Consider the following 24,478-nt stretch of genomic DNA (forward strand, 5'->3'; position numbering starts at 1 on the left):
GGGAATGTACACTTGTGTCAATTTACAAAACACAATTGTCTTTCCTTTTGACATGGGTGTACATCCCGCTTGTCGCGAAGAGACCGATTTGCTACGAACGCGTCATGGACGCGACATTGAACGACACCGGCTGGCGTGGATCGCAGGAGGGGTGGCTTGAGGCCGCCTATCAGGCTTTGCTGGAATCGGGCGTGGATTCCGTCAAAATCCTGCCTTTGGCGAAAAAGCTAAATCTGTCGCGCACGAGCTTCTACTGGTTCTTCAAGGACCGGGAGGAATTGCTGGCCGCGCTTCTCGCCCGCTGGCGGGAAAAAAATACCGGAAGCATCGTCCGGCAATCCGAAGCCTATGCCGAGACGCTGGCCGAAGCCATGCTGAATGTTTTCGACTGCTGGCTGGATCCCGCGCTTTTCGACAGCAGATTTGAATTCGCCGTTCGAAGCTGGGCCCTTCAGTCCGACGAGATTCTTGCGGAGGTTCGCAAGGCCGACGAGATGAGAATGACGGCGCTTGCACGTATGTTCGTGCGGTTCGGCCACAATGAAAACACGGCGGATGTGCGTGCCCGGACCACCTATCTGGTGCAGATCGGCTACATTTCCATGCAGTCCGAGGAAGATGTGGCGGTGCGGATGCAGAGGATTCCGGACTATATCGCCATCTATACCGGTGAGATGCCGCAGCAGCGTGAGCTTGACCGATTTTATGCGAGACACGGGTACAGGCCTGCAACGGCGCAACCGTGACATTTCCAGAGTGAGGTCATCGTAAAACGCACGCAATGCCGTCGGATTATCTGCTGCAAGGTGGTAGAAGTCGAATTGTCTGCCCGCCCTCCTGCAATGTAGCTGCAACATTTCTCGACCAGTGGTGGGGATGGCAAGGATCCGTTTCCGGGGGAAGTCGTTGCGAATCTTGCTTCTTGAGGATGAACCCGAAATGGCGCGCGCGCTTCTCGAAGCCCTGCGCCGGCGCGATGTGCTTGCCGATCATGTCCGCACCATCAGCGATGCTGACGCCCTTGCGCGGGACGGGTCTTACGATGTTCTGGTTCTGGATCGCCGCCTTCCCGATGGCGAGGGGCTGAACCTGGTGGCTTCGCTTCGGCGGAGCAGGCATTCCGTGCCGATCCTTGTTCTGACAGCGCTTGGAAGTGTCGATCACCGTGTCGACGGGCTCGATGCCGGAGCGGATGATTATCTTGCCAAGCCCTTTGCAATTGAGGAGCTGCTCGCCCGCCTCAGGGCTCTCCATAGACGCGGCCCTTCTCTTTCCGACAAATATGCGCATTTCGGAAATCTGAGCATCGATCCGCGCAGCAATGAAGTCAGCATTGCCGGCTCCATCATCGAGTTGCGGCGTCGGGAATATCTGGTGCTGGAGGCGCTGATGCGGCGTCCGAACCGCATCGTTACGCGGTCGAACCTGATCGAGGCGGTCTATACGCTCGATGACGAGATCGAGTCCAACGCTCTCGATGCGCATATTTCCCGTATCAGGAAGAAGCTGGCGCAGGCTGAAGCCACCGTGGAGATAAGGGCCGTGCGGAATATCGGTTATCTCATCCGGTTGAAGACATGAGACAGGAGCGCAATCGATCCCTGCGATGGGGGCTGATGAAGCGTCTTTTCGCATTGCAGGCGTTCCTGCTCGTTCTTTTTGTCATCCTTCTCATCGGCTGGATATGGATCATCGATCCACGGCTCGAAGGTGCGAATGAAGAGGCTGCCCGCATCGTCGCGGAGAGCGTGACGAAGGACGGACAGGGCAGGCCGCAACTGTCGGCGACGCCGGAACTGGCGGAGTTGAAACGGCGCTATCCGAAACTCTGGTTTGTGGTGCGCGACGCCGATGACATCGTATTGCAATATGGCGCTGTCCCGGGGCCTGCCCTGTCGGCGGTATTTCCCCGAAGTTTTGACCGTGCGCGTCTGGAGGCGGCGGGAACGCTCCGTGCCACCGTTGAAAACCGCGACACAGCCGCCGGGCGGCTTCAGTTCATTGCCGGAACGGAGGAAGGAATTCCCAATGACGGGCTTAGCATCTGGATCAATGTTCAGCTGGATCTGGAAAAGGATGCCGAGGGCGCCATCCGCTGGCTGACCGTGTTGCCGGCGCTGGGCTTCATCATTCTCATCGCCGTCGTGCCCATGCTGATCCTGACGGGCATTGCGACATTGCTCGTGACCCCGCGGGCGGTGGGCCGTTCCCTGAGCGGGCTGATGGAAACCGTCAAACAGGCGCAGTCCATCGATTTCGAGAACCGTTCCGAGCGTATCGACCGTTCGAAAGTTCCCCTTGAAATCATCCCGCTGGTGGATGCCTTCAACGTTGCGCTGTCGAGGCTCGATGACGGGTATAATCGCCGCAACCGCTTTCTCGCCGATGCGGCGCATGAACTGCGGACGCCGATCGCAATCGTGCGCACCAGAGCCGACCTCTTGCCCGATGACGCGCTGAGCCGGCAGATCAGGGCCGATATCGACCGCTTGACCCGCGTTGCGCATCAACTACTGGAAATGCAGGCGGTGGGTGCGGTGAAACTGCCGGCGGAGCCGCGCGATCTCAATAGGCTTGTCGAGCGCATCGCGACCGATCTCGCCCCGATTGCGATGGATGCCGGTTACGAGTTCGATTTCGAGCCCGGTGAGGGCGAAGTCGTCTTCACGGTGCAGACGTCGATTATCGAGATGGCGGTCGTCAATCTTGTGCGCAACGCGATAGACCATGCTGGCGGCAAGGGCGCAATTACGATCCGGGTCGATCCGGCGGGGGCCATCGAGGTCTGCGATGAAGGGCCGGGCATACCTCTCCCGGAGCGCGCGCAGGTATTCGAGCCGTTTCACCGCATCAATACGAACTCGCCCGGAGCAGGCCTTGGGTTAAATCTGGTCCAGAAGGCGGCGGAGCTTCATTGCGGCCGTGTTCTGTTTGTCGATCTCAATCCGGGCTTTTGTGTCCGGCTCGAAATTCGATCTATAGTTTCGAAAGGCCCTGCGACCGCTCTCTGATAATGAAATTTCTTGCGATTCGGTTAAGAAAATAGATCTAACTTATTTAAATTACTAAATAATTTCTAATAAAATTCATTCCATGCAATGCAGGCGCAATTCTCGCGGGGAAAATTCCCTTATCTGCTGAACGCATCCGCACGTCATGTCGGCTGGCGTAGCAGACTAACGGGAGCCGGTTTCCGGTTCTTCAACGCGAACTGAAACTTGGCTGCGCCAGAAGATGGCGCATCGGTTTCGTCTGGAGTCATTCATGTCGATCGTCAAGAAATCGCTTGTCGCCGTGGCCATCGCCGTCACGGTTGCAGGCAATGCCTATTCCGCCGATCTTACCAACTACAATACGCAGCAATCCTTCGATTACGGCAGTCCGCCGGCCTTCTCCTGGGGCGGGGCCTATGTGGGTGCGCATGGTGGCGTCGCTTCCCCGAAATTCAACCCATTGGCCAGCGGCCGCGGCCTGACGGGCGGTGTTCAGGCCGGTTATAACTTCCAGTTCGGTTCCGGCGTGGTCGGTGCGGAACTCGAAGGTTCCTATCTCGGGAATGAGGCGCGTGTGCCGAACGGTCGTTTGCGGGAGCGTTTCCGGGGCGCGGCCAAGGCGAAGGCCGGCGTGGCGCTCGACCAGACGCTGGTTTACGGCACCGCCGGCCTGACCACGACAAAGTTCAGGGACGGAAACGGCGTGACAGGTCCCGATGGCTGGAAACAGGGCTATCTGGTCGGCGCAGGCGTCGAACAGAGTTTCGGCGGCGGCCTGTCGGCGAAGTTCGAATATAATTATGTGAGCACTGGAAATGTGGCCACGACGACCGCCAGCGGCAAATCGAAAACCGATGTCAGCGATCATGTCATCAAGGCCGGCCTGAATTATCGCTTCTGATCGGCCCTTCCCATGACAGATTCCAGGGAGAATTTTCAAAAGAACGCCGCCGCTTTCGGTCTGGAAGCGGCGGTGAAAAAGGGCGGGGCGCGGCACATGCGGAACCGGGCCAAAATTTGAATCCCGGATCGGTCATTCGCATTCGAGCGAAGGTTGCCGGAAGCTCGTAACATACCATTCGCTCCCGGAGTTGCGGGTGTAGAAGGTATAGAAGCAGTCGATGCGCTCGATATAGGCCGGCGTTTCGGACACTTCGTAACGTTCGCCACGCCGTGTTGTCCGCACCTCGCCACTCGACGATCCGGCGACAGCCTGCGTCTTGTTTTTCCGCCATTGATAGGCCTGCTGGCCGGGACCCAGACTATAGATATTGTCCGGTGGCCCATAGTCCAGCATCACGCTGGTGATGGGCGCGCCGATATAGCTTTTCATGACAGTTGAGGCGCAGGCCGTAAGCAGTATCGATGCGCCGGCGATAAGGAAGATTGCTGCCGGGACTGCAAGGGACGATCTGTTGGACATGGAAGTTCCTTTCTGCGGTGACGTTCGCAGGGATAGAAACCGGTTATTGCAAGTACATTGCACGGGAAACGCCGGGCGAGGCGGGTGGCTGCCGCCGAAGCGTCGATGCCCGAATTGCCGCTATCAGAGGCCGGCAATGTTGCGGCCGATATGGCGCAGGATGCTTTTGAAGAGTTTCACTTCGGCCGGGTCGAGGCCTTCGATTGCGGTTTTTTCGAACATGGCGGCGATGGGCATGAGTTCATCGGCCAGTTCCTCGCCCTTCGGGGTAAGGGTGATGCGCACGATGCGCGCATTGTCGAGCGGCCGTTCGCGGCTGACGAGGTTACGCCGGACCATCAGCCCCACAAGCCGGGACAGCGTGGAAATCTCCACCGATACCATGTCTGAAAGCTCGGTCAGCGTCTTGCTCTCCTGCTGCCGCAGCGTCGCCAGCACGCGATACATCGGCAGGGTGATGTCATAGGAGGCCAGTCTTACCGAAAAGCGCTCGCCAAGCCGAACGCCCACCCAGTTGAGCAGGTAGGGTACCGAATCGGTGAATTGATAGGACACGAGCAAATCCCCGTTTGAGAACCATCTGCGCAGATGCTGATGTGCGCCTATCGGCTGTACCGGCACAATCCATCCGTTTCAATAGCTTCGCCCCCTAAGACGGGGGAATGCGGCGTTCTCCCCTGCACAAAAAATGACAAACAACATTTGCATTGACAAACGTTGCAAACGCAAATAAATAGAATGCAGGATTTGGGAGGATCTCATGACATCAGCATTGTTTGGCCTGAGCAGCCTTGCGCCTGAAGGCGTCGGTCAGAATTTCCGTTCAACAATGCGTCGTTTTCCGGCGACTGTGACGGTTATCACGGCCTGTGCTTCGGGTGATCAGCGCGATCACGGCATGACGGTCACGGCCGTCACTTCGGTCTCGATGGAGCCTCCGTCCCTGCTGGTTTGCCTGAACAATCGCACCCTGCTGCATGAACTGCTGCTGTGCCGACCCGATTTCATCGTCAATGTGCTGACGCAGGATCAGATTGCCCTGTCGGATGCCTTTAGCGGCAAGGTGTCGCCGGAAGAGCGTTTCCGCGACGGTCAATGGCAGCGCCACGACAATGGCGTTCTCTATCTGCCCACGGCCCATGCCGCCATCGCCTGCCGCCGGGTCGCGGCCATGCCTTACGGAACCCATACCGTCTTCATCGGGCAGGTTGTCTCGGCCGATGTCAGCGAGACGACACGGCCGTTGCTTTACGAAAACGCCCAATATTGCGCCGCAAGCCCCGCGAGCCTGCCCGCCTGATCATTGCCGCCCAGATAATCCCGGCGAGATAACGCCTGGCCAGCAACATCCGGCCGGTAAAGTCCGGCCAGTAAAGTCCGCAAGGAGACAATCATGAACGATATGAGCCATGCGCCGCTGCCGGCGCAAACGAACCCGCGTGCCCGCCTCGCAAGCCGCGTTACCGGCATAGCCGATCTTTTCCGGGCGAGCGCCAGACAGACGGAGGAGGCCCGGCGCGTTCCGGCCAGCCACATCGAGGCGCTTCGTGGAATCGGTTATTTCGATATCGTCAAACCCCGCGCCTTCGGCGGCAAGGGCGGTGACTTCGCCGAGCTCGTCGAGGCCAATATCGAGCTTTCGGCCGCCTGTGCGTCGACCGGCTGGGTCGCTGGCCTGCTGTCGGCCCATCAATGGCTGCTGGCGATGTTTCCGGAAGAGGCGCAGACCGATGTCTGGGGTGAAAACCCCGATGCACTGCTATGCGGCTCCTATGCGCCGGTGAAGATGGCGGAGCTCGCGGATGGCGGTTACCGCCTCAGCGGCAAATGGGCTTTCGCCTCGGGCTGCGAGAATGCGCAATGGTCTCTCTGCGCCGCCATTCTGCCGCCGCAGGGCGAGGGCAAGCCGGTTCCGGCCTTCCTGCTCGTTCCCGCGAGCGAATATACCATTGAAGATACCTGGCATGTGGTGGGGCTGGCCGGCACGGGTTCCAAGACGCTCGTTCTCGACGATGTCTTCGTTCCCGGACATCGGGTTCTGACCTTTCCGGACGCCACCAGCGGAAAGACGCCCGGTGGAAAATATTATGCCGAGGAAGGCCTGTTCAACATGCCGCTTCTGACCGGCATTCCCTCCTGTCTCGCGGCGGCCGGCGTCGGCGCGGCCAGGGGTGCGCTTGCGGCTTACGTCGATCATGTCGGCGGCCGGGTGACGCGCGGTGCGGTGGCGGGCGGCAATAATCGCATGGCCGAATTTCCGACCATCCAGCTGCGCGTTGCGGAAGCAGCGGCGAGCGTCGATGCGGCTTGCGAAATATTGCTGCGCGATGTTGCCCGCGCACAGGCGCTCTCGCAGGCAAGGATCGAAGGCCGGGCGGAATTTACGGTGGATGACCGTCTTCTCAGCCGTCGCGGCCAGTCCTTTGCGGTGTCTCTCGCCCTGCGCGCCGTGCAGGCGCTCAACGATTCCACCGGCGGCGTCGGGCTCGATCTTTCCAACCCGGTGCAGCGGGCTTGGCGGGATGCGAACGCGGTCGGCCGCCATATCAGCATGAACTGGGACGCCGTGGGCACCATGATCGGCCAGAGCATGCTCGGGCTGGAACCCAAGGGCCAATATTGATCGCCTCTCGGGCGGCAAATCATAGAGTGAATTCGGAGGAAACCACATGCAAGGCAAGGTCGCTCTCGAGGAGCATTTCGCAATCCCGGAAACGCTTCAGGATTCGGCCGGGTTCGTGCCCGGCGATTACTGGAAGGAACTGCAGCACCGCCTGCTCGACATTCAGGATACGCGCCTGAAGCTGATGGATGCGCATGGCATCGAAACCATGATCCTGTCGCTGAACGCGCCGGCGGTGCAGGCCATTCCCGACAGGAAGAAGGCGATCGAGATCGCGCGGCGAGCGAACGACGTCCTCGCCGAAGAATGCGCCAGGCGGCCGGATCGTTTCCTCGCCTTCGCAGCCCTGCCATTGCAGGACCCTGACGCGGCGACGCAGGAGCTTCAGCGCTGCGTCAACGATCTCGGTTTCGTCGGCGCGCTCGTCAATGGTTTCAGCCAGGAGGGCGATGGCCAGACGCCGCTTTATTACGACCTGCCGCAATATCGCCCATTCTGGGGCGAGGTGGAAAAGCTCGATGTGCCCTTCTACCTGCATCCGCGCAACCCGCTGCCGCAGGATTCGCGCATCTATGACGGCCATCCCTGGCTGCTTGGCCCCACCTGGGCTTTCGCGCAGGAAACGGCCGTGCACGCGTTGCGCCTGATGGCGTCCGGCCTGTTCGACGAACATCCGCGGCTCAACATCATCCTCGGGCATATGGGCGAGGGCCTGCCCTACATGATGTGGCGCATCGACCACCGCAATGCCTGGGTGAAGCTGCCGCCGCGTTATCCGGCCAAGCGCCGTTTCGTGGATTATTTCAACGAGAATTTCCACATCACCACCTCGGGCAATTTCCGCACCCAGACGCTGATCGACGCGATTCTGGAAATCGGTGCGGATCGCATCCTGTTTTCCACGGACTGGCCCTTCGAGAATATCGACCACGCCTCCGACTGGTTCAACGCGACGACCATCGCCGAGGCGGACCGGGTGAAGATCGGCCGCAGCAATGCGCGCCGCCTGTTCAAGCTCGACGGGCGTTGAACCATGCAGCCGTTCGTCTATATGGCCGCGCCCGCCCGCATCGTCTTCGGCGCGGGCAGCTCGGCGGGCGTGGCAGAGGAAATCCGCCGCCTTGGCCTGTCGCAGGCGCTGGTGCTTTCCACGCCGCAGCAGAAGGGCGACGCGGAGGCGCTTGCCGCCCGGCTTGGCCGGCTTGCCGTGGGTGTCTTCTCCGATGCGGCCATGCATACGCCGGTTGAGGTGACGAGAAACGCGGTCGAAGCCTATCGCACCACCGGAGCGGATTGCATTGTAGCGCTCGGCGGCGGCTCCACCACCGGTCTCGGCAAGGCCATTGCGCTGCGCACCGATGCGGCGCAGATCGTCATCCCGACCACCTATGCCGGCTCCGAGGTGACGCCCATTCTCGGCCAGACGGAAAACGGTGTGAAGACCACCATACGCGGGCCTGAAATCCTGCCGGAAGTGGTGATTTACGATGCGGAACTGACGCTTGGATTGCCGGTCGCCATCAGCATGACGAGCGGGCTGAACGCCATGGCGCACGCGGCGGAGGCGCTTTACGCGCAGGACCGCAATCCAATCGCCAGCCTGATGGCGGTTGAGGGATTGCGGGCGATGATCGAGGCGCTTCCCGGCGTGAAGGCTGCGCCGCAGGATGTCAAGGCGCGCGAGACCGCGCTTTATGGTGCGTGGCTGTGCGGCACGGTGCTTGGCGCCGTCGGCATGTCGCTGCATCACAAGCTTTGCCACACGCTGGGCGGCAGTCTCGATCTGCCGCACGCGGAAACCCATGCGGTGCTTCTGCCGCATACCATCGCCTATGTGGAACAGGCGGTGCCGGATCTGCTTGCGCCGCTTGCTTCTCTAGTGGGCGGCAGGGCAGGGACGGGGCTCTATGATTTTGCCGCCCGGCTTGGCGCGCCCTCGAGCCTTGCCGCTCTCGGGGTCCGGTCGGACGATCTCGACCGCATGGCGGAGCTTGCAACGGCCAATCCTTACTGGTGCCCGCGGCCAATCGAAAAAACTGCGATCCGCGACCTTTTGCAACGCGCCTTCGAGGGCGCGCGGCCGGAGTGATGGGAGGAGACGATGGATATGAAGATAAGCAATGATGACGGCTATTTCGTCGAGGAACGTTCGGCTGAAACCGTGATTGCGCGGATGCGCGACTGTGACGATCCGCGTCTGAAGGAAATCATGGCGGTGGTGACGCGCAAGCTGCATGAGGCGGTGAAGGAAATCGAACCGACCGAGGAGGAGTGGATGAAAGCCATTCATTTCCTCACCGAGGTCGGCCAGATCTGCAATGAATGGCGGCAGGAATGGATCCTGTTTTCCGATATTCTCGGCGTCTCCATGCTGGTCGACGCCATCAACCATCGCAAGCCGAGCGGCGCGTCGGAATCGACCGTTCTCGGCCCCTTCCATGTCGCGGATGCGCCGGAAATGCCGATGGGTGCGAATATCTGCCTCGATGGCAAGGGCGAGGATATGGTGGTCACCGGCCGCATCCTCGATACCGAGGGAGCGCCGGTCGCCGGCGCGCGCATCGATGTCTGGCAGGCCAATGACGAAGGTTTTTATGACGTGCAGCAGAAGGGCATCCAGCCCGATTTCAACCTGCGCGGCGTCTTCATCACCGGCGAGGACGGGCGCTACTGGTTCCGGGCCGCCAAGCCGAAATATTATCCGATCCCGGATGACGGTCCGGTCGGGCAGCTGCTGCGCGCCATGGGGCGGCATCCCTACCGGCCAGCGCATCTGCACTATATCGTTTCGGCCGAAGGCTTCGCCACGCTCGTCACCCATATCTTCGATCCCGACGATCCCTATATCCGTTCGGATGCGGTCTTCGGCGTAAAGGAGAGCCTGCTCGCCGATTTCCAGCGGGTGGATGATGCGCAGAAGGCGCGGGACCTGGGTTTCATCGGCGACTGGTTCTGGTCGGTGAACCACGATTTCGTGCTCGCCCGATGAGCGGCGGGAGCGACCGAACCCGGCTTTACGTGCGTTTTGCCGAAAGCGATCCCGCTGCGGCTGCGCAACGGGCGGCGCAGATAGAGGCTCACAAGGCCCATCTGCGCAATGGCGAGGCGATGGCGGAAGGGTTCAAGATTCTTGTCTCCGGCCCGATGAGCGCGGTTGCCGACGGCCCATCCGCCGCCCTCATTATTGCGCAGGCGCGCTCGATCGAAGATGTCATCGCCTTCAGCGATGCCGATCCATTCGTCATTCACGGTGTTTATAACCGCATTCATATTTTGAGTTGGACGCCGACGTTGTCGACGATTTCCGGGCTGGAGCCTGGCTGAATTTCGTCGGCGCGGTGCGCCTGGCATTTGTTAATATTTCATTTGCAATTTTTGCAGATGCAACATTTAATCGAAGGCGGGATGCTGGCGATATGTGCTTGACAGGAGCAGGGCACATATCAGTGTGGAGCACGCCGGGCACTCACGGAGGATATCGCAGGAACGGGAGACGCTTATCCATACCGGATGGCGCGTTCATGCGTGAAAGGGAGGAACATGTCCACGAATTATCTGAGCGCCGCGTCAGCGCGGACGAAGAACCCGGCCGGCGTTATCGCGACATGCGGCCTGATGATCATGTTTGACGGTTACGATCTCGTCGTTTACGGCGCCGTCGCACCGGCACTCTTGAAAGAAGGCGCATGGGCGCTCAACCCGGCCATGGTCGGGCGCGCTGCCGCGCTGACGCTGGTGGGCATGCTGCTGGGCGCGCTTTTTGCCGGCACCATGGCCGACCGCATCGGTCGCCGCAAAGTGGTTCTTCTCAGCCTCGCCGGCTTTTCGGCGATGATGATCGCCTCGGCCATGACGCCGAATTTTCTCGCCTTCGAAATCACGCGCTTCTTCGCCGGTCTCGGGCTTGGCGCGCTGTTGCCGACGGTCACCGCGCTGGTGCTGGAATTTTCGCCGCCGCATCGCAGGGCGCAGGCCAACTCCCTGTCTTTCCTCGGTTATCTTATCGGCGGCATCATTTCCGGCGTCATGGGCATTCTCCTTCTGGAGACCTATGGCTGGCGGCCCTTGATGCTGATCGGCGGCCTGCCGCTTATTCTTCTGCCGATCTTCATGCGTTTCCTGCCGGAATCGCCCGAATGGCTGGCAAGCAAGGGCCGGCAGGCGGAGGCTGACGGCATTTGCGACAGCTACGGTCTGCAACGCATCGTGCCGCATGCGAAAATTCAAAAGGGCGGTGTCGGCGCGCTGTTCTCGGAAGGCCGGCTGCTCTCGACGCTGAATGCCTGGGGCATCCACTTCTGCTCGCTGCTTCTCACCTTCGGCATGGTCAACTGGCTGCCCACCATCATGAACAAGATGGGTTATGATATCAGCTCGGCGCTCAGCTTTTCCGTCATGCTCAATGTCGGGGCCGCGATCGGCATCCTCATCGGCGGTCGGTTTGCGGATAAGGGCAATGTCAAGGTGGTCGTAGCGATCCTGTTTGCCATCGGCGCTGCCTCGATCTTCGCCCTGACGGTGAACAAGGGTCCGCTTCTTTATGCCTTCGTCGCCCTTGCGGGTGCGGGCACCATCGGCACGCAGATTCTCGCCAATGTTCTGGTGGGGCGGCTCTATCCCGTTCATATTCGCGGCACGGGTCTCGGTTTTTCACTGGCGGTTGGGCGGCTCGGCGGCATTGCCGGCCCGATGATCGGCGGCCTCGTGTTGCAGCGGGGTCTGGCGCCCGAGTGGAATTTCTACATTTTCGGCTCGGTCGCACTTGTGGGGCTGATGCTGACGGTATTGACCCTGCTTTACCGCACCTCCGGTGACGCGCGGGTTTGATGAATGAAACGGCTGGCCGCGGAGAACTGAAATCCGCGGCCGGAGCATTTCCGACAAAGCTGCCTAGCGGTTTTACACCCGGAAAATGACTTTAACGCATCACGCCTTGCGGGAAACCGGCGCTATTGTCGCCATCTGCTGTAGCGTCCGTTCGTTGATGCGTTTGGCCCGCGCCAGCGCATCGTCGCGATCTTCCGGCAGCGTATAGGTCATATAGGACAGCGAGGTTTCGAGGTCGTTGTTGTTATGTCCGAGAATGGCGGCGAAGTAGCTGTTCTTGGTCACATGCGGCGGCGCGAAATTGTGAAAGGCCACCTCGGCATAGAGGTGCCGGAGGCCATAGGGCTTGGGAAGCTCTTCCTTCGGCCAGAGATCCTCGAACAGGTTAAAAACCGTGTCCCTGAGCAGCAGGCGGGTTTCCGACGAAAAATCGTCGATCGACATGCCATGCCACAATTTTCCCTGCCCGCTTTCGCGCAGCCGCTTATAGGCGGCCAGAATGGTTTCGGAGCGGGCAAGAACCGGGATTTCATAGGTAATCCCGAATTTCGTTCCTTCGCCCTGTTTCGTCTTGGCCTGGCCGTTGAACAGGAGGCTCCATTTGGAAACGCCCTTGCCATAGGGGGCAGGTGAAAATTCCGCCTGGGTGAAGACCTCGTAAGGGCGGCGCCCGGTCATGCCGATAAGGCCGATGCCGATCATCAGGGGATCGGCGGACAGGAGCTTATCGGCGCAAATCTTCAGAACCTGCCGGTAATTCTCGAAGGTGATCAGCGCGCCGTGCTTTCTGGCGATCTTCTCCATCTTCACCCGGCGTGCATCGTCATACATCGCGGCATCGCCGGTGGCGATCTTCAGCATCGGGTGGTCGTCGCCGAAGGCCTCGCGGATGGCGTTGCGATATTTGGTGATGTAGGAGATGATCGTTGTCTGGGCTCTGCCCTTCATGGTGCTGATTTCAGCGTTCCACAGGGACTGCATCTCTTCTTTCGTTCCCATGCCGTTCATCGCCGCAATGAAGTCCGCGATGCGCAGCAGAACGGTCGGCTTGCGACCGGCGGTATTGAACTCCGCCCGCTCGATTTTTTCGACGATGGAGGTCGCCACGCCGGTTTTCGTATAGTCGGCGCGCGCAATATAGGTGTTCAGCCGCTCGCGCAGCTTCTTCATGTTGCAGATTGCAAGCGGCGTGCTCTTGACGCCGAACTCGGCCTTCAGCGCATTGCGATATTTCATGATGTAGAGTTCGAGCGTCTTTTCGGTGCGGCCATTGTCGAAATGGTAGCGGACCTCGGCATCCCACAGATCGCGGATTTTTCTGTTGCGCAGCGTGTCATCTCTCTTCATCGCCTCTTTGACCTGGCCGACGAAATGATCGATGCGTTCCACGAGGACTGGTGTTTTCGTCTTTCGCTTTGAAGCGGGCATGCGGCGGCTCCCTGAACCCGTCCGGAAATATAAAATCCATGGTTGGCGATCAACAGCAGCACGGTTGCGGAAATGTGATGAACATCCACTGCAGGCCGGTTTCTTTTGAATAATAGTTTAAGCGATTCCGCAAGCACGGCCGCGACGCGAAGAAGCATCGGCGATGCATTCGCCGTCAAAGATTATCCGAGATGCGGAATATCGGCCTGTGATGATGCAGGCTATTTCGGAAGCCGGGTCTTCAGCGAGGTCACGATACGCTTGGCCAGTCCCTCATAGTCCTCGTCAAAATGGTGGCCGCCCTCGATGCCGACCGCTTCCACGCCCTTGGCTTTCAGGCCGGGGCAGGGGTCTTCATCTTCTTCTTCCGTGCCATAGATGCATTGCACCAGCTTCGGATCAATCTTGGCGATGTCATCGACCGTCTTGCCGCCCTTGCCTTCACCGGCAACGCCAAGCCAGCCTTCGACGGAAATCTCGAAATCCACTTCGGTCGAAAGTCCCATCAGGGTCAGTTGCACGACATGCGACTTGTCGCGGTCCGGCAGCAGATTATAGGTGGCGGGCAGAATATCGGCACCGAAGGAATAGCCGATCAACACCACATTGCGGACTTTCCATTCCTTGCGATAGGTGTCGATGATGCGGCCGAGATCTGTGGCGACCTCCTGCGGTTTCTTTTCCTTCCAGAAATAGCGGAGCGAATCGACGCCGATGACGGGTATGCCTTCCTTCTGGAAGGCGCCGCCCACTTCCTCGTCGAGATCGCGCCAGCCGCCGTCGCCGGAATAGATCACCGCCATGGTGTCCATCACCGGGCTGGTTTCCAGAACCTTGATCGGCAGGCCGAGCGGGCTGTCGGTGTCGCCTGCGGCGTCGATCTGGTCGGACAGGGTCTGGGTCAAAACCTCGTCCGCCTTGTCATCCACATCCGTCACGTCGATATCGGGATGCAGCTTGACGAGCGCGTTGACGTGGTCGCGGCCCTTCTGATCCGCGGCAGGCGTGAAAAGCACGCTGACGGGGGCGGGCAGCGGCCCGTCGGTCAGGCCATAGACCGTTTCGCCATCCGCCTTGTCCTTGGTGGCGGGGGTGCAGAGGATTTTCTCAAGCGGCAGGCCGGCCTTGGGGTCGACGGCGATGGCTTCCCGGACGGTGGAGACGGGGCTCTGCGCAATCATCGCCAGCGCCAGCGTTCCGCCCTTGCCGATGCCGGTGAGGATGGGCTGGCGATAGCTGCTCGTGCCGGCGGTGCGCTGGATCTGCTGCGAGAGCGACTCGATGTCCGAGATCATATAGATGCACTCGTCATCATCGGCCTCGAGCGCCTTCAGATATTCCTTGAAATCGATACCGACCACGGCTGCGCCCTTTTCCACCAGCGCCTTGGCGCGGGTCTCATCGGCAGCCGTCCATCCGTCCGCATCAGAAATCAGGAAGACGCTGGCGAGAATTTCGCCATCCGGCACCATGATATGCTCGGAAGGGATCATGCCGGTCTCGTAAGCGGGTTTGTCCTGCGCAAAAACGGCGCCAGAAACAAACAAGGGGGAGGCGAACAGGGCGGAGGCGGCAAGAACCGCTTTCAGCATGCTGGGTTTTCTCATTTTCCGATCACTCCTCTGACGCCGCCGCTGATGAGAACCGTCGCGTCCATCAGCGCCAGAGCGGCGTCTGCGCCGTTCTGCACGGCAAGGTAACGCGGTTCCCATTTCGGGTGAAACTTCGCCTTGAAGGCGCGAAGTCCCTTGAAGTTGTAGAAACGTTCGCCGTGTTCGAACAGCGTGCTGCCGATGCGGTCCCAGACGGGGGCGGCGTCGCGTTTCGACATGCCGGACATGGGGGCCATGCCGAGATTGAAGCTCTCATAGCCCGCCTCGCGCAGATATTGCATGATGCTGACGAAGAGAAAATCCATCGAGCCGCGCGGCGCATCCGGCGAAAAACGCATGAGGTCGACGGTGGCTTCCTTTTTCGTGTCCGTCACCATCAGATTGGCGAAAGCGGTGATCTTTCCATCCTTGCGCAGCACGGCGACAGGTTGCGACAGGATGTAATCCGGCTCGAAAGCGCCAAGAGAGAAACGCTTTTCCCGGGTATTGTGGTGGGCGAGCCAGCCATCGGAGACCTGTTTCAGCTCATCCAGAATATCCGCCACCTGCGCCTGTTCGACCACCTCGAAGGTCAATCCGTCGCGCGCGCCGCGGCTCAGCGACTGGCGAAGATTGGCAAGCTTGCCGCCCTTCAGTTCGAATGCGGTGAGATCGACCAATGCCAGTTCGCCGAGCTTGAAGGCGCGCAGGCCCGCATCGGCGCAATGGGAGAGGAGGAAAGGCGAAATCTGGTAGAAGGCGGCGCGCGCACCGGCGCCACGGGCGGCTTCCACGAATTGCCAGACCAGATCCGGGAAATCATCCTCATCGCCGACCGGATCGGCAAACGCGATCCATGAGCGGCCCTGGATGCCATACATGATGAAGGCGTTGCCGCTTTCGGAGAACATCACGTGTTTGTCGCCCATGCGCACCAGATTGGCGTCGGCCGCATCCTGTTTCATGACGATGCCGGTCGCACTCGTGACGTCGTCGGCCTTGATGGCGTCCGGCCTGAAGGCCACCGGCCGCATCAGGCTGAAGATGGCGATGGTGGAGGAGGCAAGCACGAGGCCGAGAAGGGCGCGCAATCCGCGCGGCGCTTCCTCGGAGAATTCGAACTGCCACCATAATGTCTGGCTGTAATCCGTATCGCGATAAACGAAGAGCAGGATTGTCGCCGCGCCCGCAATGATGACGGCCATGGCGGCGAGCCAGCTTGGGCCCAGCGCCTGCTTAACCAACGAGGCATGGCGGTTAAAGCTGCGCATATTGACGGAGAGGGCCGCGATGAAGACGCCGAGGATGGCGGCTTCGAACACGGCGATGGCCTTGAGGAGCGAGAGGACCAGCGCCAGCGAGGCGGCGACCAGCGCAATCCACCAGGCGCCGTCCAGCCGCTGCCCGAGGCCCCGCGAGGCGACGACAAGCACGAGGCCGAGAATGCTCGTGAGAAAATGCGCCGCTTCAACGATGGGAAGCGGTACGAAATTGGAGAGGAAATCCAGATTGCTGTCCGGTGTCGGCGTCACACTCGAGAAGATCAGCATGGTGCCGAGGATCATCGCGAAGGTCGACAGCAGCGGCGGTGCGAGCCTGACGGCAAGCTGGCTGATATCGGAGACAACAGGCTTTGCCGCGAACTGCTTCATTTCCGAGACGAGCATGACCAGAATGGCCACCACGAGCGGCAGCACGTGATAGATGACGCGGTAGAGAACGAGGCTTCCAAGCAGCTGATCGACGCTGATGGCGTTGCCAAGCCCCGCAACCATGACGGTTTCAAAGACGCCAAGGCCGGCGGGCACATGGCTGAGCACGCCGAGGCCGACGGCGGTGGCGTAGATGGCGAAAAATGTCGGCCAGCCGAGATGTGTGTCGGGCAGCAGGACATAAAGCACGGAGGCGGAGGCGGCGATATCGAAAGCGGAGACCAGGAACTGGCGCGACGATGTCCGGCTGTCCGGGAGACGAAGCCGCCATGCGCCGAGCCGGATGGCGCGCCCGTTGCGCCCGACATAGGCGGCCGCCACGAGAATTGCGATTATGGCAAGCGCTGTACCCCTGAGAATAACGGCATCGACGCCGATGATGGCGGCGATGCGCGGTGCGACGATGAAGGTGGAGATGGCGCTGACCGAAAGCAGCCCAAGACCGAAGGACAGCGTGACGAAGGCGATGACGCGGGCGATTTCACCGGGTGACAGACCCAGCCGGGAATAGGCGCGAAAGCGGATGGCGCCACCGCTCAAGGGGCCGAAACCGGCGGTATTGCCAATGGCATAGGCCGCAAACGCAGTTGCCGCCATGGGCGGAAAGGGCAGCTTGCGGCCGATATATTCGATGGCATTGGCGTCGTAGAATATCAGCGCCAGAAAGCTGAGCGCGGTGAAAACGATGGCGAGCAGCACCGCCGAGGCCGAGGTCTGCGTCAGCGCATCGATGACGTCGTCATAGCGGACTTCGGAGGTCAGGTGATAGATGGCGAAAGTCATCATCACAAAGACCAGCGTGATGGCGATCGCCGTCAGATAGGGTCGGTTTCTGGCAAAAAAGCTTTCAACCGCAGATTCCGTAACATCGGTTTGTGTAATTTCGCTCTTGTCTGCCATTTACTTTGCCCAGCGCCAGTTCCTGTTGGCGAACCACAGGATTGTGTCGCTAATTCGTTTAGGTTGAGGAAATGTGATTAGCAGAAAAGCATGAAGTGTCGATGTGAAGTTTATGTCCGATCATGCGTGAATTTCACCGGTTGGGCGCTGAAAATACAACTACGGAATGCATGATTGGTGGGATTGTTCCGAATGACGCCAAATTGACCGTTGTGGTTGCTTGGTGGTGCCGTTTGATGCGACTACACGCTCCTTTCGATTGAAGGAGATGCCAATGAACAAGCCCACAAGAATAGTCGTTTCGCTCGTCGTCGCCCTTGTGGCGGGCGGCGGATACATGGCGGTGGATAAGATGCGCGGCGCCGAATGGGTCGTTTCGCCGCAACAGATCGCGGAGGCCAAGGCAAAAGGGCAGATGGGTTATGAATCCCGTCCGGGCACCGTGACTGTGTTGCCGATCCGCAGCGAGACGGCGGATGTGCTGCCGATGAAATGGGCGCTGATTGGTGTCGTCGCCGGGCTTCTGGCTTTCCGGGCGACCGGCAAGAAAAAAGCGGCAAAGGCTTAAGGGCCTGCCGCTCACATCTCCGGCGCTTTGCGCCGGAGATAAATTGCAATATGCCTCACGCGCCCCAGGTTTTTTCGAGCACACGGATCCAGTTGCCGTGGCAGATTTTGGCGAGCGCCTCGTCGTCATAACCACCCTTGCGCAGGGCTTCGACCAGCAATTGCAGGTCGGCTGCGTCCTTCATGGCGGCGGGAATGGTGGTGCCGTCGAAATCCGAACCGAGAGCGACGTGATCGATGCCGATGCGGTTGACGATATAGTCCACGTGGCGGACGAGTTCGTTGAGATCGGTGTCCGGATTTTTCACGCCGTCCTGACGCAGGAACAGAACGCCGAAATTGATGCCTGCGAGGCCGCCCGTGTCGCGGATGGCGTCAAGCTGCCGGTCCGTCAGGTTGCGGCTGTGATTGCACAGCGCATAGGCGTTGGAATGCGACGCCACCAGCGGCGCGTCGGAAATCCCGGCAATATCCCAGAAACCCTGCTCGTTCATGTGCGACAGGTCGACCATGATCTTCAGCGCGTTGCAGGTCTTTATCAGCCTCTTGCCGGCATCAGTGAGGCCGGGGCCGATATCCGGCGTCGAGGGGAAACGGAAGGGAACGCCGTAAGCGAAGATGTTCGGGCGGCTCCAGACAGGCCCGAGCGTGCGCAGGCCCGCTTCGTAGAGAACGTGGAGCGCATCCAGATCGGCGCCGATCGCCTCCGCACCTTCAATATGGAAGACGGAGGCGAAAGCGCCCTCTGACATGGCGTTGCGGATATCGGCGGCCGTGCGGCAGACCTTGAGCGCGCCTGCGGATTGTTTTTCGGCCCGGAACAAAAGGCCGGCCATGGCAAGCGTCGCCTTCAGCGCATCCGCCTCGGTCGGCGTCGGGTAGTCGCCGTTGGCGTCCTTGTCCATGCTGGGCGAAGGCACATAGGCGGCGCAGAGGCCACCGGCCAGCCCGCCTTCCTTGGCGCGCGGCAGGTCGATGTGGCCGACGGTATCCCCTTCGATGAGAAGCGTTTCGGGGGAAACATTGCCCGATCGCCATAACCGCAGCAGCACGTCGTTGTGGCCGTCGAAGACGGGTACGGTTTTTTGATCGGTCATGGTCATTCACCTTCGGAAATGGGATTGCGCGGACGCGCGTGCGGACGAGTTTTCTGAATTGGTAGAGGAAAGGTCAAGGCGGGAGCAAATGCAATCCGTGCATAGGCTCTGCCAAATTTGGAATTGGTCGGGCCTCGTTTGCTCGTGGTAATCGCGGGAAAACATAAAAAAAATGACTGGATTGGGGCAAACCCACCATTTTCCGAAAAATAAGGTCCGAAAGGGGATTTTCGATGATTTCAAGACGCAACCTGTTGATTGCCGGCGCTGCCGTTCCGTTCCTTTCTTATGCGCGCATTCCGGCCTTTGCCGCGACGCCGAAGGATATTCTGGTTGTTGCGCAGCAGCTGGACAATATGACGAGCCTTGACCCGCATGAAGGTTTCGAAGCCGTCGGCGGTGAAATCATCTCCAACATGTATCAGAAGCTGGTGCGCGCCAACCGTGAGGATTCGACCAAGGTCGATCCGGTCATCGCGAAATCCTGGGAAGCCGATGCGGACAGCAAGGTCTTCACCTTCACGATCGGTGACGAGGCGACCTTCGCGAGCGGCGCCAAGGTCACGGCGGAAGACGTCGCCTTCTCGTTGCAGCGCGCCATCAAGATGAACAAGAGCCCGGCCTTCATCATCAGCCAGTTCGGCTTCACGCCCGACAATGCCGAGACGACTATCGTTGCCACTGATGACAAGACGGTGAAGCTGACGACGGCAAAGCCGACCGCCATCTCCTTCCTGCTTTATTGCCTCTCCGCCAATATCGGCGCGATCGTCGAAAAGAAGGCGGTTCTCGCCAATGCTTCCGGCGAAGACCTCGGCAATGGCTGGCTGCAGAAGAACAGCGCCGGCTCCGGCGACTTCGTGCTACAGGCCTGGAAGCCGAGCGAAAGCGTTGCGCTCACCGTCAATCCGAACGGTCCTTACAAGGGCAATATCAAGCGCATCATCCTGCGCCACGTCACCGATCCGTCTTCCCAGCTGCTGATGCTGCAGAAGGGCGATATCGACATTGCCCGCGACCTGACGTCGGAACAGCTGCGCACCGTCAAGGACGATGCGAATATCGAACTGGAGCGCAAGTCCATTGCCTCGCTGGTGCTGATCTCGCTCAACCAGGGCAATGAGAACCTCGCCAAGCCGCAGGTCTGGCAGGCCATCAAGTGGGCGCTGGACTACAAGGGCATGCAGGAAAACATCGTGCCGCTGACGCACGAAATCCACCAGAGCTTCGAGCCGAAGGGTTTCCCCGGCGCCGTCAACGACATTCCGTACCAGCGCGACGTCGAAAAGGCCAAGGCTTTGATGGCGGAAGCCGGTCTTGCCGACGGTTTCGAGATCAGCATGGATCACTATTCCGCCCAGCCTTATCCCGATCTGGCGCAGGCCATTCAGGCAAACCTTGCCGATATCGGCATCAAGGTCCGCCTGCAGTCGGCGGAAAACCGTCAGGTTCTGACCAAGATGCGCGCGCGTGAGCACCAGATGGCGCTTTCCGCATGGGGCACGGATTATTTCGATCCGCATTCCAACGCCGATGTCTTCAACATCAACAAGGACAATGGCGACGACGCCAAGTCGAAGCCCTTCCTGTGGCGTTCGCGCTTCAAGAACGACGACTTCGCCGCCAAGGCCGAAGCCGCGCGTGACGAGAAGGATCCTGCAAAGCGCGTGGAGCTTTATGAAGCCCTGCAACGCGAGCACATGGAAAACAGCCCCTTCGTGTTCATGTTCCAGACCACGAAGACGGCAGCCTTCCGCAACGGCGTTTCCGGCTTCGAACTCGGCGTTCTCTCCGAGGGCAATTCCTACCACGATGCGAAGAAAGCGTGACATTGAACAAGCGCGTTAAAAGCATATCGTCGATACTGGGCAGCGTCCTCCTGACGCTGTTCGGTTTGATGATCATCACCTTCATGATCGGGCGTGTGATGCCCGTCGATCCCGTCATCGCGGCGGTCGGCGATAACGCGCCCGAAGACGTCATCGTGCGGGTGCGGGCCGAAATGGGTCTCGACCAGCCGCTGGTCGTGCAGTTCTTCCATTATGTCTCGCAGGTCCTGCATGGCGATTTCGGCAATTCGATCCTGACCCGCAATCCGGTCTGGATCGATATCAAGCGCGTTTTCCCCGCCACCTTCGAACTTGCCACCGCAGCTCTCATCCTTGCTGCGCTGATCGGCATTCCGCTCGGTGTCTGGGCGGCCGTCAAGCAGGGCAAGCTGACCGACCAGGTCATCCGCGTCGTCTGCCTTGCCGGTCACTCCGTGCCGGTCTTCATGCTGGCGCTGATTTCGCTGCTCGTCTTCTACGCCACGCTTGGCGTCGCACCGGGGCCGGGCCGGCAGGACATCATCTATGACGGCATGATCACGCAGGTCACTGGTCTGATGACGGTCGACACGCTGCTTGCGGGCGACTGGGACGCCTTTTACGACGCCATCGCCCATATGGTGCAGCCCGTATGCATCCTCGCCTATTTCAGCATGGCCTATATCACCCGCATGACGCGCGCCTTCATGATCGACGCGCTGAAGGGCGAATATGTCATCACCGCCCGCGCCAAGGGGCTTTCGGCCATGACCGTGATCTGGGGGCATGCCTTCCCGACGGTCGCCGTGCAGCTCATCACGGTTCTCGCGCTCACCTATGCCGGTCTTCTCGAAGGTGCGGTGGTGACGGAAACCGTCTTCAGCTGGCCGGGTCTCGGCCAATATCTCACCGTCTCGCTCATGAACGCGGACATGAACCCCGTCGTCGGAGCAACCCTGTTGATCGGCTTCATCTATGTCGCCCTCAACCTGCTCGCAGACGTGCTTTACAGAGTTATGGATCCTCGCGTTCGATGATGTTAGCTAATTTCAGAAACTGGGCGCTGGATGAGACGCCGCATTCGCGAACACAGGCTGCCTGGGGCAACCGGTATCGCATCTGGCTCAATCTCAAGTCCAACCCGCTGGCGGTGATCGGGCTTACGATCATCGTTCTCTTCATCGCGCTGTCGCTGCTGGCGCCGCTGCTTGCCCCTTACGATCCGGCGACGCAGAACCTCGGCAATCGCTTAGCGTTTCCGAGCGCCGAACACTGGTTCGGCACGGATGAGCTCGGTCGCGATATTCTCTCGCGCATTCTCTATGGCGGCCGCGTCACGCTCGGCATGGTCATTGCCGTCGTCGTTCTCGTCGCACCCATTGGCCTCGCCATCGGCTGCATCGCCGGTTATTTCGGCGGCATCGTCGATACGGTGCTGATGCGGGTGACGGACGTATTCCTGGCCTTCCCGCGCCTCATTCTGGCGCTCGCCTTCGTCGCGGCGCTGAAGCCCGGCGTTGAAAGCGCCATTCTCGCCATCGCGCTCACCGCCTGGCCGCCCTATGCGCGTCTGGCGCGCGCCGAAACCATGACGGTGCGCGGCAGCGATTTCGTTGCGGCTTATAGGCTGACCGGTGCTTCCGCCTGGCGCATCATCGCCCGGCATATCGCGCCGCTCTGCGTGCCGAGCCTTATCGTGCGCATCACGCTCGACATGAGCTCGATCATCATCACCGCCGCCAGCCTCGGCTTCCTCGGCATGGGCGCGCAGCCGCCTTCGCCGGAATGGGGCGCGATGATTGCGACAGCCAAGCGCTTCATCTTCGAACAATGGTGGGTCGCCACCATTCCCGGCATCGCCATCTTCCTCGTTTCGCTCGCCTTCAACTTCCTTGGCGATGGCTTGCGCGACGTTCTCGACCCGAAGGGACATTGAGCCATGCTGGTCGAAATCGAAAATCTGAAGATCGCTTTCCAGACCCGCACCAGCCGTTTCGAGGCGGTGCGCGGTGTTTCCATGAAGCTCGGCACTGAAAAGCTCGGCATTGTCGGCGAATCCGGTTCGGGCAAGAGCCTGACGGCGCGGGCGCTGATGAAGCTTCTCCCCTCCAATGCGGATATCCGCGCCGACAAGCTCGCCTTTGACGGCATCGACGTGCTGTCGGCCAGCGAAAGGCAGATGCGCCAAATCCGCGGCAAGCGGGCCGGCTTCATTCTGCAGGACCCGAAATATTCGCTGAACCCGGTGAAGACCATCGGCGCGCAGGTGGCCGAAGCCTGGCGCACCCACAAGGGCGGCAGCAAGCGAGCCGCCATGGAAGCGGCCATCGCGCTTCTCGATCAGGTGAAGATCCGCAATCCGCGCCAGGTTGCCTCATCCTATGCGCATGAGGTTTCCGGCGGCATGGGCCAGCGCGTCATGATCGCCATGATGCTTGCGCCCGATCCGGAACTGCTGATCGCCGACGAACCGACCAGCGCGCTTGACGCCACGGTGCAGGCTGAAATCCTGCGGCTGATCGAGGAGCTGGTATCGGAACGCGGCATGGGCCTCATCCTCATCAGCCACGATCTGCCGCTCGTTTCGCATTTCTGCGACCGCGTCGCTGTCATGTATTCAGGCCGGGTGATGGAGGAACTGAAGGCTTCCGAGCTTTTGAAAGCCCAGCATCCTTACACGCAGGGACTGCTGAACTGCATTCCCTCGCTGACGCATCCGCGCGAGCGTCTTCCCGTTCTCAACCGTGATGCAGCGTGGTCCAGCCAATGATCGACGTCGATAATCTCCGTATCAAGTTCGGCGACCGCGAAGTGGTAAAGGGCGTGTCCTTTTCGGTGGAAAAGGGCGGCAGCTTCGGCATCGTCGGCGAAAGCGGCTCGGGCAAGTCCACCATCCTGCGCGCCATGGCCGGCCTGAATGAAAGCTGGGAAGGGCGTATCGCCTTTGCCGGCAAGGATGCGCCGCTGAAGCGCACGCCGGAATTCTTCCGGCAGGTGCAGATGGTGTTTCAGGACCCCTATGGTTCGCTGCATCCGCGCCAGACCATCGACCGCATTCTCAGCGAATTGCCGCTGGTGCATGGCATGGACAATATCGAAAAGCGCATCCAGCAGGCGCTCTCGGATGTGGCGTTGCCGCAGGCGGTGCGCTTCCGTTTCCCGCACCAGCTTTCCGGCGGCCAGCGCCAGCGCGTGGCCATTGCCCGTGCGCTGATCGCCGATCCGCAGGTGCTGCTGCTCGACGAGCCGACGTCGGCGCTCGATGTTTCGGTGCAGGCGGAAATTCTGAACCTGTTGCAGGACCTGCGCGCGGCGCGCAACCTCACCTATATTCTCGTCAGCCACAATCTGGCGGTCATCGCGCATCTGTGCCCGCAGGTTGGCGTGATGCTGAACGGCGAAATGGTGGAGCAACTGAGCGCGGACGATCTGCGCGAAGGCCGCACGAAACATCCGCATACGGAAGAGCTGCGCAGCCTGAGCATCCGGTTGGAAGAGCCGGCCTGAG

General features: G+C 60.3%; 23 protein-coding genes. 17 read left to right on the plus strand and 6 right to left on the minus strand.

Translation table 11 applies throughout. The annotated features are described in order from the left end of the window. The first annotated feature begins 104 nt into the window (after positions 1–104). From BTE54_RS04455 to BTE54_RS04470, 4 genes are all read left to right on the plus strand, one after another. Entirely contained in the window at positions 105–746 is a 642-nt protein-coding gene (locus BTE54_RS04455; RefSeq protein WP_162934125.1) for a TetR/AcrR family transcriptional regulator, read from the plus strand. Positions 747–906: 160 nt separating this feature from the next. After that, a complete protein-coding gene (locus tag BTE54_RS04460) occupies positions 907–1,581 on the plus strand; it encodes a response regulator transcription factor (protein ID WP_078051626.1) in 675 nt (224 codons plus the stop codon). A 35-nt stretch (positions 1,582–1,616) separates the two neighbouring features. Further along, the gene (locus BTE54_RS04465) at positions 1,617–3,011 is read left to right on the plus strand and encodes a HAMP domain-containing sensor histidine kinase (RefSeq protein WP_198939071.1); all 1,395 of its coding nucleotides are present in this window, start codon (positions 1,617–1,619) and stop codon (positions 3,009–3,011) included. Positions 3,012–3,264: 253 nt separating this feature from the next. Then, entirely contained in the window at positions 3,265–3,894 is a 630-nt protein-coding gene (locus tag BTE54_RS04470; RefSeq protein WP_078051914.1) for an outer membrane protein, read from the plus strand. A 132-nt stretch (positions 3,895–4,026) separates the two neighbouring features. Here the strand turns inward: BTE54_RS04470 and BTE54_RS04475 are convergent, their stop codons facing one another. Together BTE54_RS04475 and BTE54_RS04480 are read right to left on the minus strand one after the other, a co-directional pair. Next, positions 4,027–4,416 carry a hypothetical protein gene (locus BTE54_RS04475; protein WP_004433166.1) on the minus strand — a complete coding sequence of 130 codons (390 nt, stop codon included), beginning with the start codon at positions 4,414–4,416 and terminating at the stop codon, positions 4,027–4,029. A 123-nt stretch (positions 4,417–4,539) separates the two neighbouring features. Next, positions 4,540–4,971, minus strand: coding sequence for a MarR family transcriptional regulator (locus tag BTE54_RS04480; RefSeq protein WP_004433168.1), 432 nt, complete (start codon positions 4,969–4,971; stop codon positions 4,540–4,542). 205 nt (positions 4,972–5,176) lie between these two features. Here BTE54_RS04480 and graD point away from each other — a divergent pair, with 205 nt between their 5' ends. From graD to BTE54_RS04515, 7 genes are all read left to right on the plus strand, one after another. After that, positions 5,177–5,716 carry an FADH(2)-dependent resorcinol hydroxylase reductase component gene (gene graD / locus BTE54_RS04485; protein ID WP_020810141.1) on the plus strand — a complete coding sequence of 180 codons (540 nt, stop codon included), beginning with the start codon at positions 5,177–5,179 and terminating at the stop codon, positions 5,714–5,716. Between the two features lie 93 nt (positions 5,717–5,809). Beyond that, positions 5,810–7,039 (plus strand): FADH(2)-dependent resorcinol hydroxylase oxygenase component, encoded by a 1,230-nt coding sequence (gene graA / locus BTE54_RS04490; RefSeq protein WP_078051628.1) that lies wholly within the window; start codon positions 5,810–5,812, stop codon positions 7,037–7,039. A 46-nt stretch (positions 7,040–7,085) separates the two neighbouring features. Beyond that, positions 7,086–8,069 carry a gamma-resorcylate decarboxylase gene (gene tsdA / locus BTE54_RS04495; RefSeq protein WP_078051629.1) on the plus strand — a complete coding sequence of 328 codons (984 nt, stop codon included), beginning with the start codon at positions 7,086–7,088 and terminating at the stop codon, positions 8,067–8,069. Positions 8,070–8,072: 3 nt separating this feature from the next. Beyond that, complete coding sequence (gene graC / locus BTE54_RS04500) at positions 8,073–9,128, plus strand: maleylacetate reductase (protein ID WP_078051630.1); 1,056 nt, start codon at positions 8,073–8,075, stop codon at positions 9,126–9,128. Between the two features lie 12 nt (positions 9,129–9,140). Continuing rightward, positions 9,141–10,028 carry a hydroxyquinol 1,2-dioxygenase gene (gene graB / locus BTE54_RS04505; RefSeq protein ID WP_078051631.1) on the plus strand — a complete coding sequence of 296 codons (888 nt, stop codon included), beginning with the start codon at positions 9,141–9,143 and terminating at the stop codon, positions 10,026–10,028. After that, complete coding sequence (locus BTE54_RS04510) at positions 10,025–10,363, plus strand: YciI family protein (RefSeq protein ID WP_065656212.1); 339 nt, start codon at positions 10,025–10,027, stop codon at positions 10,361–10,363. The genes graB and BTE54_RS04510 overlap by 4 nt, the downstream gene beginning before the upstream one ends. Positions 10,364–10,579: 216 nt before the next feature. Then, the gene (locus tag BTE54_RS04515) at positions 10,580–11,866 is read left to right on the plus strand and encodes an aromatic acid/H+ symport family MFS transporter (protein WP_065656213.1); all 1,287 of its coding nucleotides are present in this window, start codon (positions 10,580–10,582) and stop codon (positions 11,864–11,866) included. 99 nt (positions 11,867–11,965) lie between these two features. On the opposite strand, the gene BTE54_RS04520 is transcribed toward BTE54_RS04515, so the two are convergent. The 3 genes from BTE54_RS04520 to mprF all read right to left on the minus strand — a co-directional run bounded on the left by BTE54_RS04520 (position 11,966) and on the right by mprF (position 17,498). Further along, entirely contained in the window at positions 11,966–13,294 is a 1,329-nt protein-coding gene (locus tag BTE54_RS04520; protein WP_078051633.1) for a telomere resolvase, read from the minus strand. A gap of 221 nt (positions 13,295–13,515) precedes the next feature. After that, positions 13,516–14,886, minus strand: a complete 1,371-nt coding sequence (locus BTE54_RS04525) for a virulence factor family protein (RefSeq protein WP_078051634.1) — start codon at positions 14,884–14,886, stop codon at positions 13,516–13,518. An 11-nt stretch (positions 14,887–14,897) separates the two neighbouring features. After that, positions 14,898–17,498 (minus strand): bifunctional lysylphosphatidylglycerol flippase/synthetase MprF, encoded by a 2,601-nt coding sequence (gene mprF, locus BTE54_RS04530; RefSeq protein ID WP_078051635.1) that lies wholly within the window; start codon positions 17,496–17,498, stop codon positions 14,898–14,900. A 274-nt stretch (positions 17,499–17,772) separates the two neighbouring features. Here mprF and BTE54_RS04535 point away from each other — a divergent pair, with 274 nt between their 5' ends. Beyond that, positions 17,773–18,066, plus strand: a complete 294-nt coding sequence (locus tag BTE54_RS04535; protein ID WP_078051636.1) for a hypothetical protein — start codon at positions 17,773–17,775, stop codon at positions 18,064–18,066. A gap of 55 nt (positions 18,067–18,121) precedes the next feature. On the opposite strand, the gene BTE54_RS04540 is transcribed toward BTE54_RS04535, so the two are convergent. After that, positions 18,122–19,162 (minus strand): dipeptidase, encoded by a 1,041-nt coding sequence (locus tag BTE54_RS04540; RefSeq protein WP_065656225.1) that lies wholly within the window; start codon positions 19,160–19,162, stop codon positions 18,122–18,124. Positions 19,163–19,395: 233 nt separating this feature from the next. Here BTE54_RS04540 and BTE54_RS04545 point away from each other — a divergent pair, with 233 nt between their 5' ends. From BTE54_RS04545 to BTE54_RS04565, 5 genes are read left to right on the plus strand one after another with little or no spacing between them, the layout of a single operon-like run. Continuing rightward, positions 19,396–20,991, plus strand: a complete 1,596-nt coding sequence (locus BTE54_RS04545; protein WP_078051637.1) for an ABC transporter substrate-binding protein — start codon at positions 19,396–19,398, stop codon at positions 20,989–20,991. Positions 20,992–20,993: 2 nt separating this feature from the next. Further along, positions 20,994–22,007: an ABC transporter permease gene (locus BTE54_RS04550; protein ID WP_065656219.1), complete on the plus strand. Its 1,014-nt coding sequence runs from the start codon at positions 20,994–20,996 to the stop codon at positions 22,005–22,007. Beyond that, the gene (nikC, locus tag BTE54_RS04555; protein ID WP_004433196.1) at positions 22,004–22,906 is read left to right on the plus strand and encodes a nickel transporter permease; all 903 of its coding nucleotides are present in this window, start codon (positions 22,004–22,006) and stop codon (positions 22,904–22,906) included. Before BTE54_RS04550 ends, nikC begins: the two co-directional genes overlap by 4 nt. A 3-nt stretch (positions 22,907–22,909) precedes the next feature. Further along, complete coding sequence (locus BTE54_RS04560; protein ID WP_004443518.1) at positions 22,910–23,740, plus strand: ATP-binding cassette domain-containing protein; 831 nt, start codon at positions 22,910–22,912, stop codon at positions 23,738–23,740. Further along, positions 23,737–24,477 carry an ABC transporter ATP-binding protein gene (locus BTE54_RS04565; protein ID WP_078051639.1) on the plus strand — a complete coding sequence of 247 codons (741 nt, stop codon included), beginning with the start codon at positions 23,737–23,739 and terminating at the stop codon, positions 24,475–24,477. Before BTE54_RS04560 ends, BTE54_RS04565 begins: the two co-directional genes overlap by 4 nt. Position 24,478 lies beyond the last annotated feature (1 nt).

The sequence above is a fragment of the Agrobacterium sp. YIC 4121 genome (assembly GCF_002008205.1).
Classification (GTDB): Bacteria; Pseudomonadota; Alphaproteobacteria; order Rhizobiales; family Rhizobiaceae; genus Agrobacterium; species Agrobacterium leguminum.

Bases quoted from the DNA above. Each gene is read 5' to 3' on its own strand.
- BTE54_RS04455 (WP_162934125.1), top strand. From the start codon at position 105: ATGGACGCGACATTGAACGACACCGGCTGGCGTGGATCGCAGGAGGGG.
- BTE54_RS04465 (WP_198939071.1), top strand. From the start codon at position 1,617: ATGAAGCGTCTTTTCGCATTGCAGGCGTTCCTGCTCGTTCTTTTTGTC.
- BTE54_RS04470 (WP_078051914.1), top strand. From the start codon at position 3,265: ATGTCGATCGTCAAGAAATCGCTTGTCGCCGTGGCCATCGCCGTCACG.
- BTE54_RS04475 (WP_004433166.1), bottom strand. From the start codon at position 4,416: ATGTCCAACAGATCGTCCCTTGCAGTCCCGGCAGCAATCTTCCTTATC.
- graD (WP_020810141.1), top strand. From the start codon at position 5,177: ATGACATCAGCATTGTTTGGCCTGAGCAGCCTTGCGCCTGAAGGCGTC.
- graA (WP_078051628.1), top strand. From the start codon at position 5,810: ATGAACGATATGAGCCATGCGCCGCTGCCGGCGCAAACGAACCCGCGT.
- tsdA (WP_078051629.1), top strand. From the start codon at position 7,086: ATGCAAGGCAAGGTCGCTCTCGAGGAGCATTTCGCAATCCCGGAAACG.
- graC (WP_078051630.1), top strand. From the start codon at position 8,073: ATGCAGCCGTTCGTCTATATGGCCGCGCCCGCCCGCATCGTCTTCGGC.
- graB (WP_078051631.1), top strand. From the start codon at position 9,141: ATGGATATGAAGATAAGCAATGATGACGGCTATTTCGTCGAGGAACGT.
- BTE54_RS04510 (WP_065656212.1), top strand. From the start codon at position 10,025: ATGAGCGGCGGGAGCGACCGAACCCGGCTTTACGTGCGTTTTGCCGAA.
- BTE54_RS04515 (WP_065656213.1), top strand. From the start codon at position 10,580: ATGTCCACGAATTATCTGAGCGCCGCGTCAGCGCGGACGAAGAACCCG.
- BTE54_RS04520 (WP_078051633.1), bottom strand. From the start codon at position 13,294: ATGCCCGCTTCAAAGCGAAAGACGAAAACACCAGTCCTCGTGGAACGC.
- BTE54_RS04525 (WP_078051634.1), bottom strand. From the start codon at position 14,886: ATGCTGAAAGCGGTTCTTGCCGCCTCCGCCCTGTTCGCCTCCCCCTTG.
- mprF (WP_078051635.1), bottom strand. From the start codon at position 17,498: ATGGCAGACAAGAGCGAAATTACACAAACCGATGTTACGGAATCTGCG.
- BTE54_RS04535 (WP_078051636.1), top strand. From the start codon at position 17,773: ATGAACAAGCCCACAAGAATAGTCGTTTCGCTCGTCGTCGCCCTTGTG.
- BTE54_RS04540 (WP_065656225.1), bottom strand. From the start codon at position 19,162: ATGACCGATCAAAAAACCGTACCCGTCTTCGACGGCCACAACGACGTG.
- BTE54_RS04545 (WP_078051637.1), top strand. From the start codon at position 19,396: ATGATTTCAAGACGCAACCTGTTGATTGCCGGCGCTGCCGTTCCGTTC.
- nikC (WP_004433196.1), top strand. From the start codon at position 22,004: ATGATGTTAGCTAATTTCAGAAACTGGGCGCTGGATGAGACGCCGCAT.
- BTE54_RS04560 (WP_004443518.1), top strand. From the start codon at position 22,910: ATGCTGGTCGAAATCGAAAATCTGAAGATCGCTTTCCAGACCCGCACC.
- BTE54_RS04565 (WP_078051639.1), top strand. From the start codon at position 23,737: ATGATCGACGTCGATAATCTCCGTATCAAGTTCGGCGACCGCGAAGTG.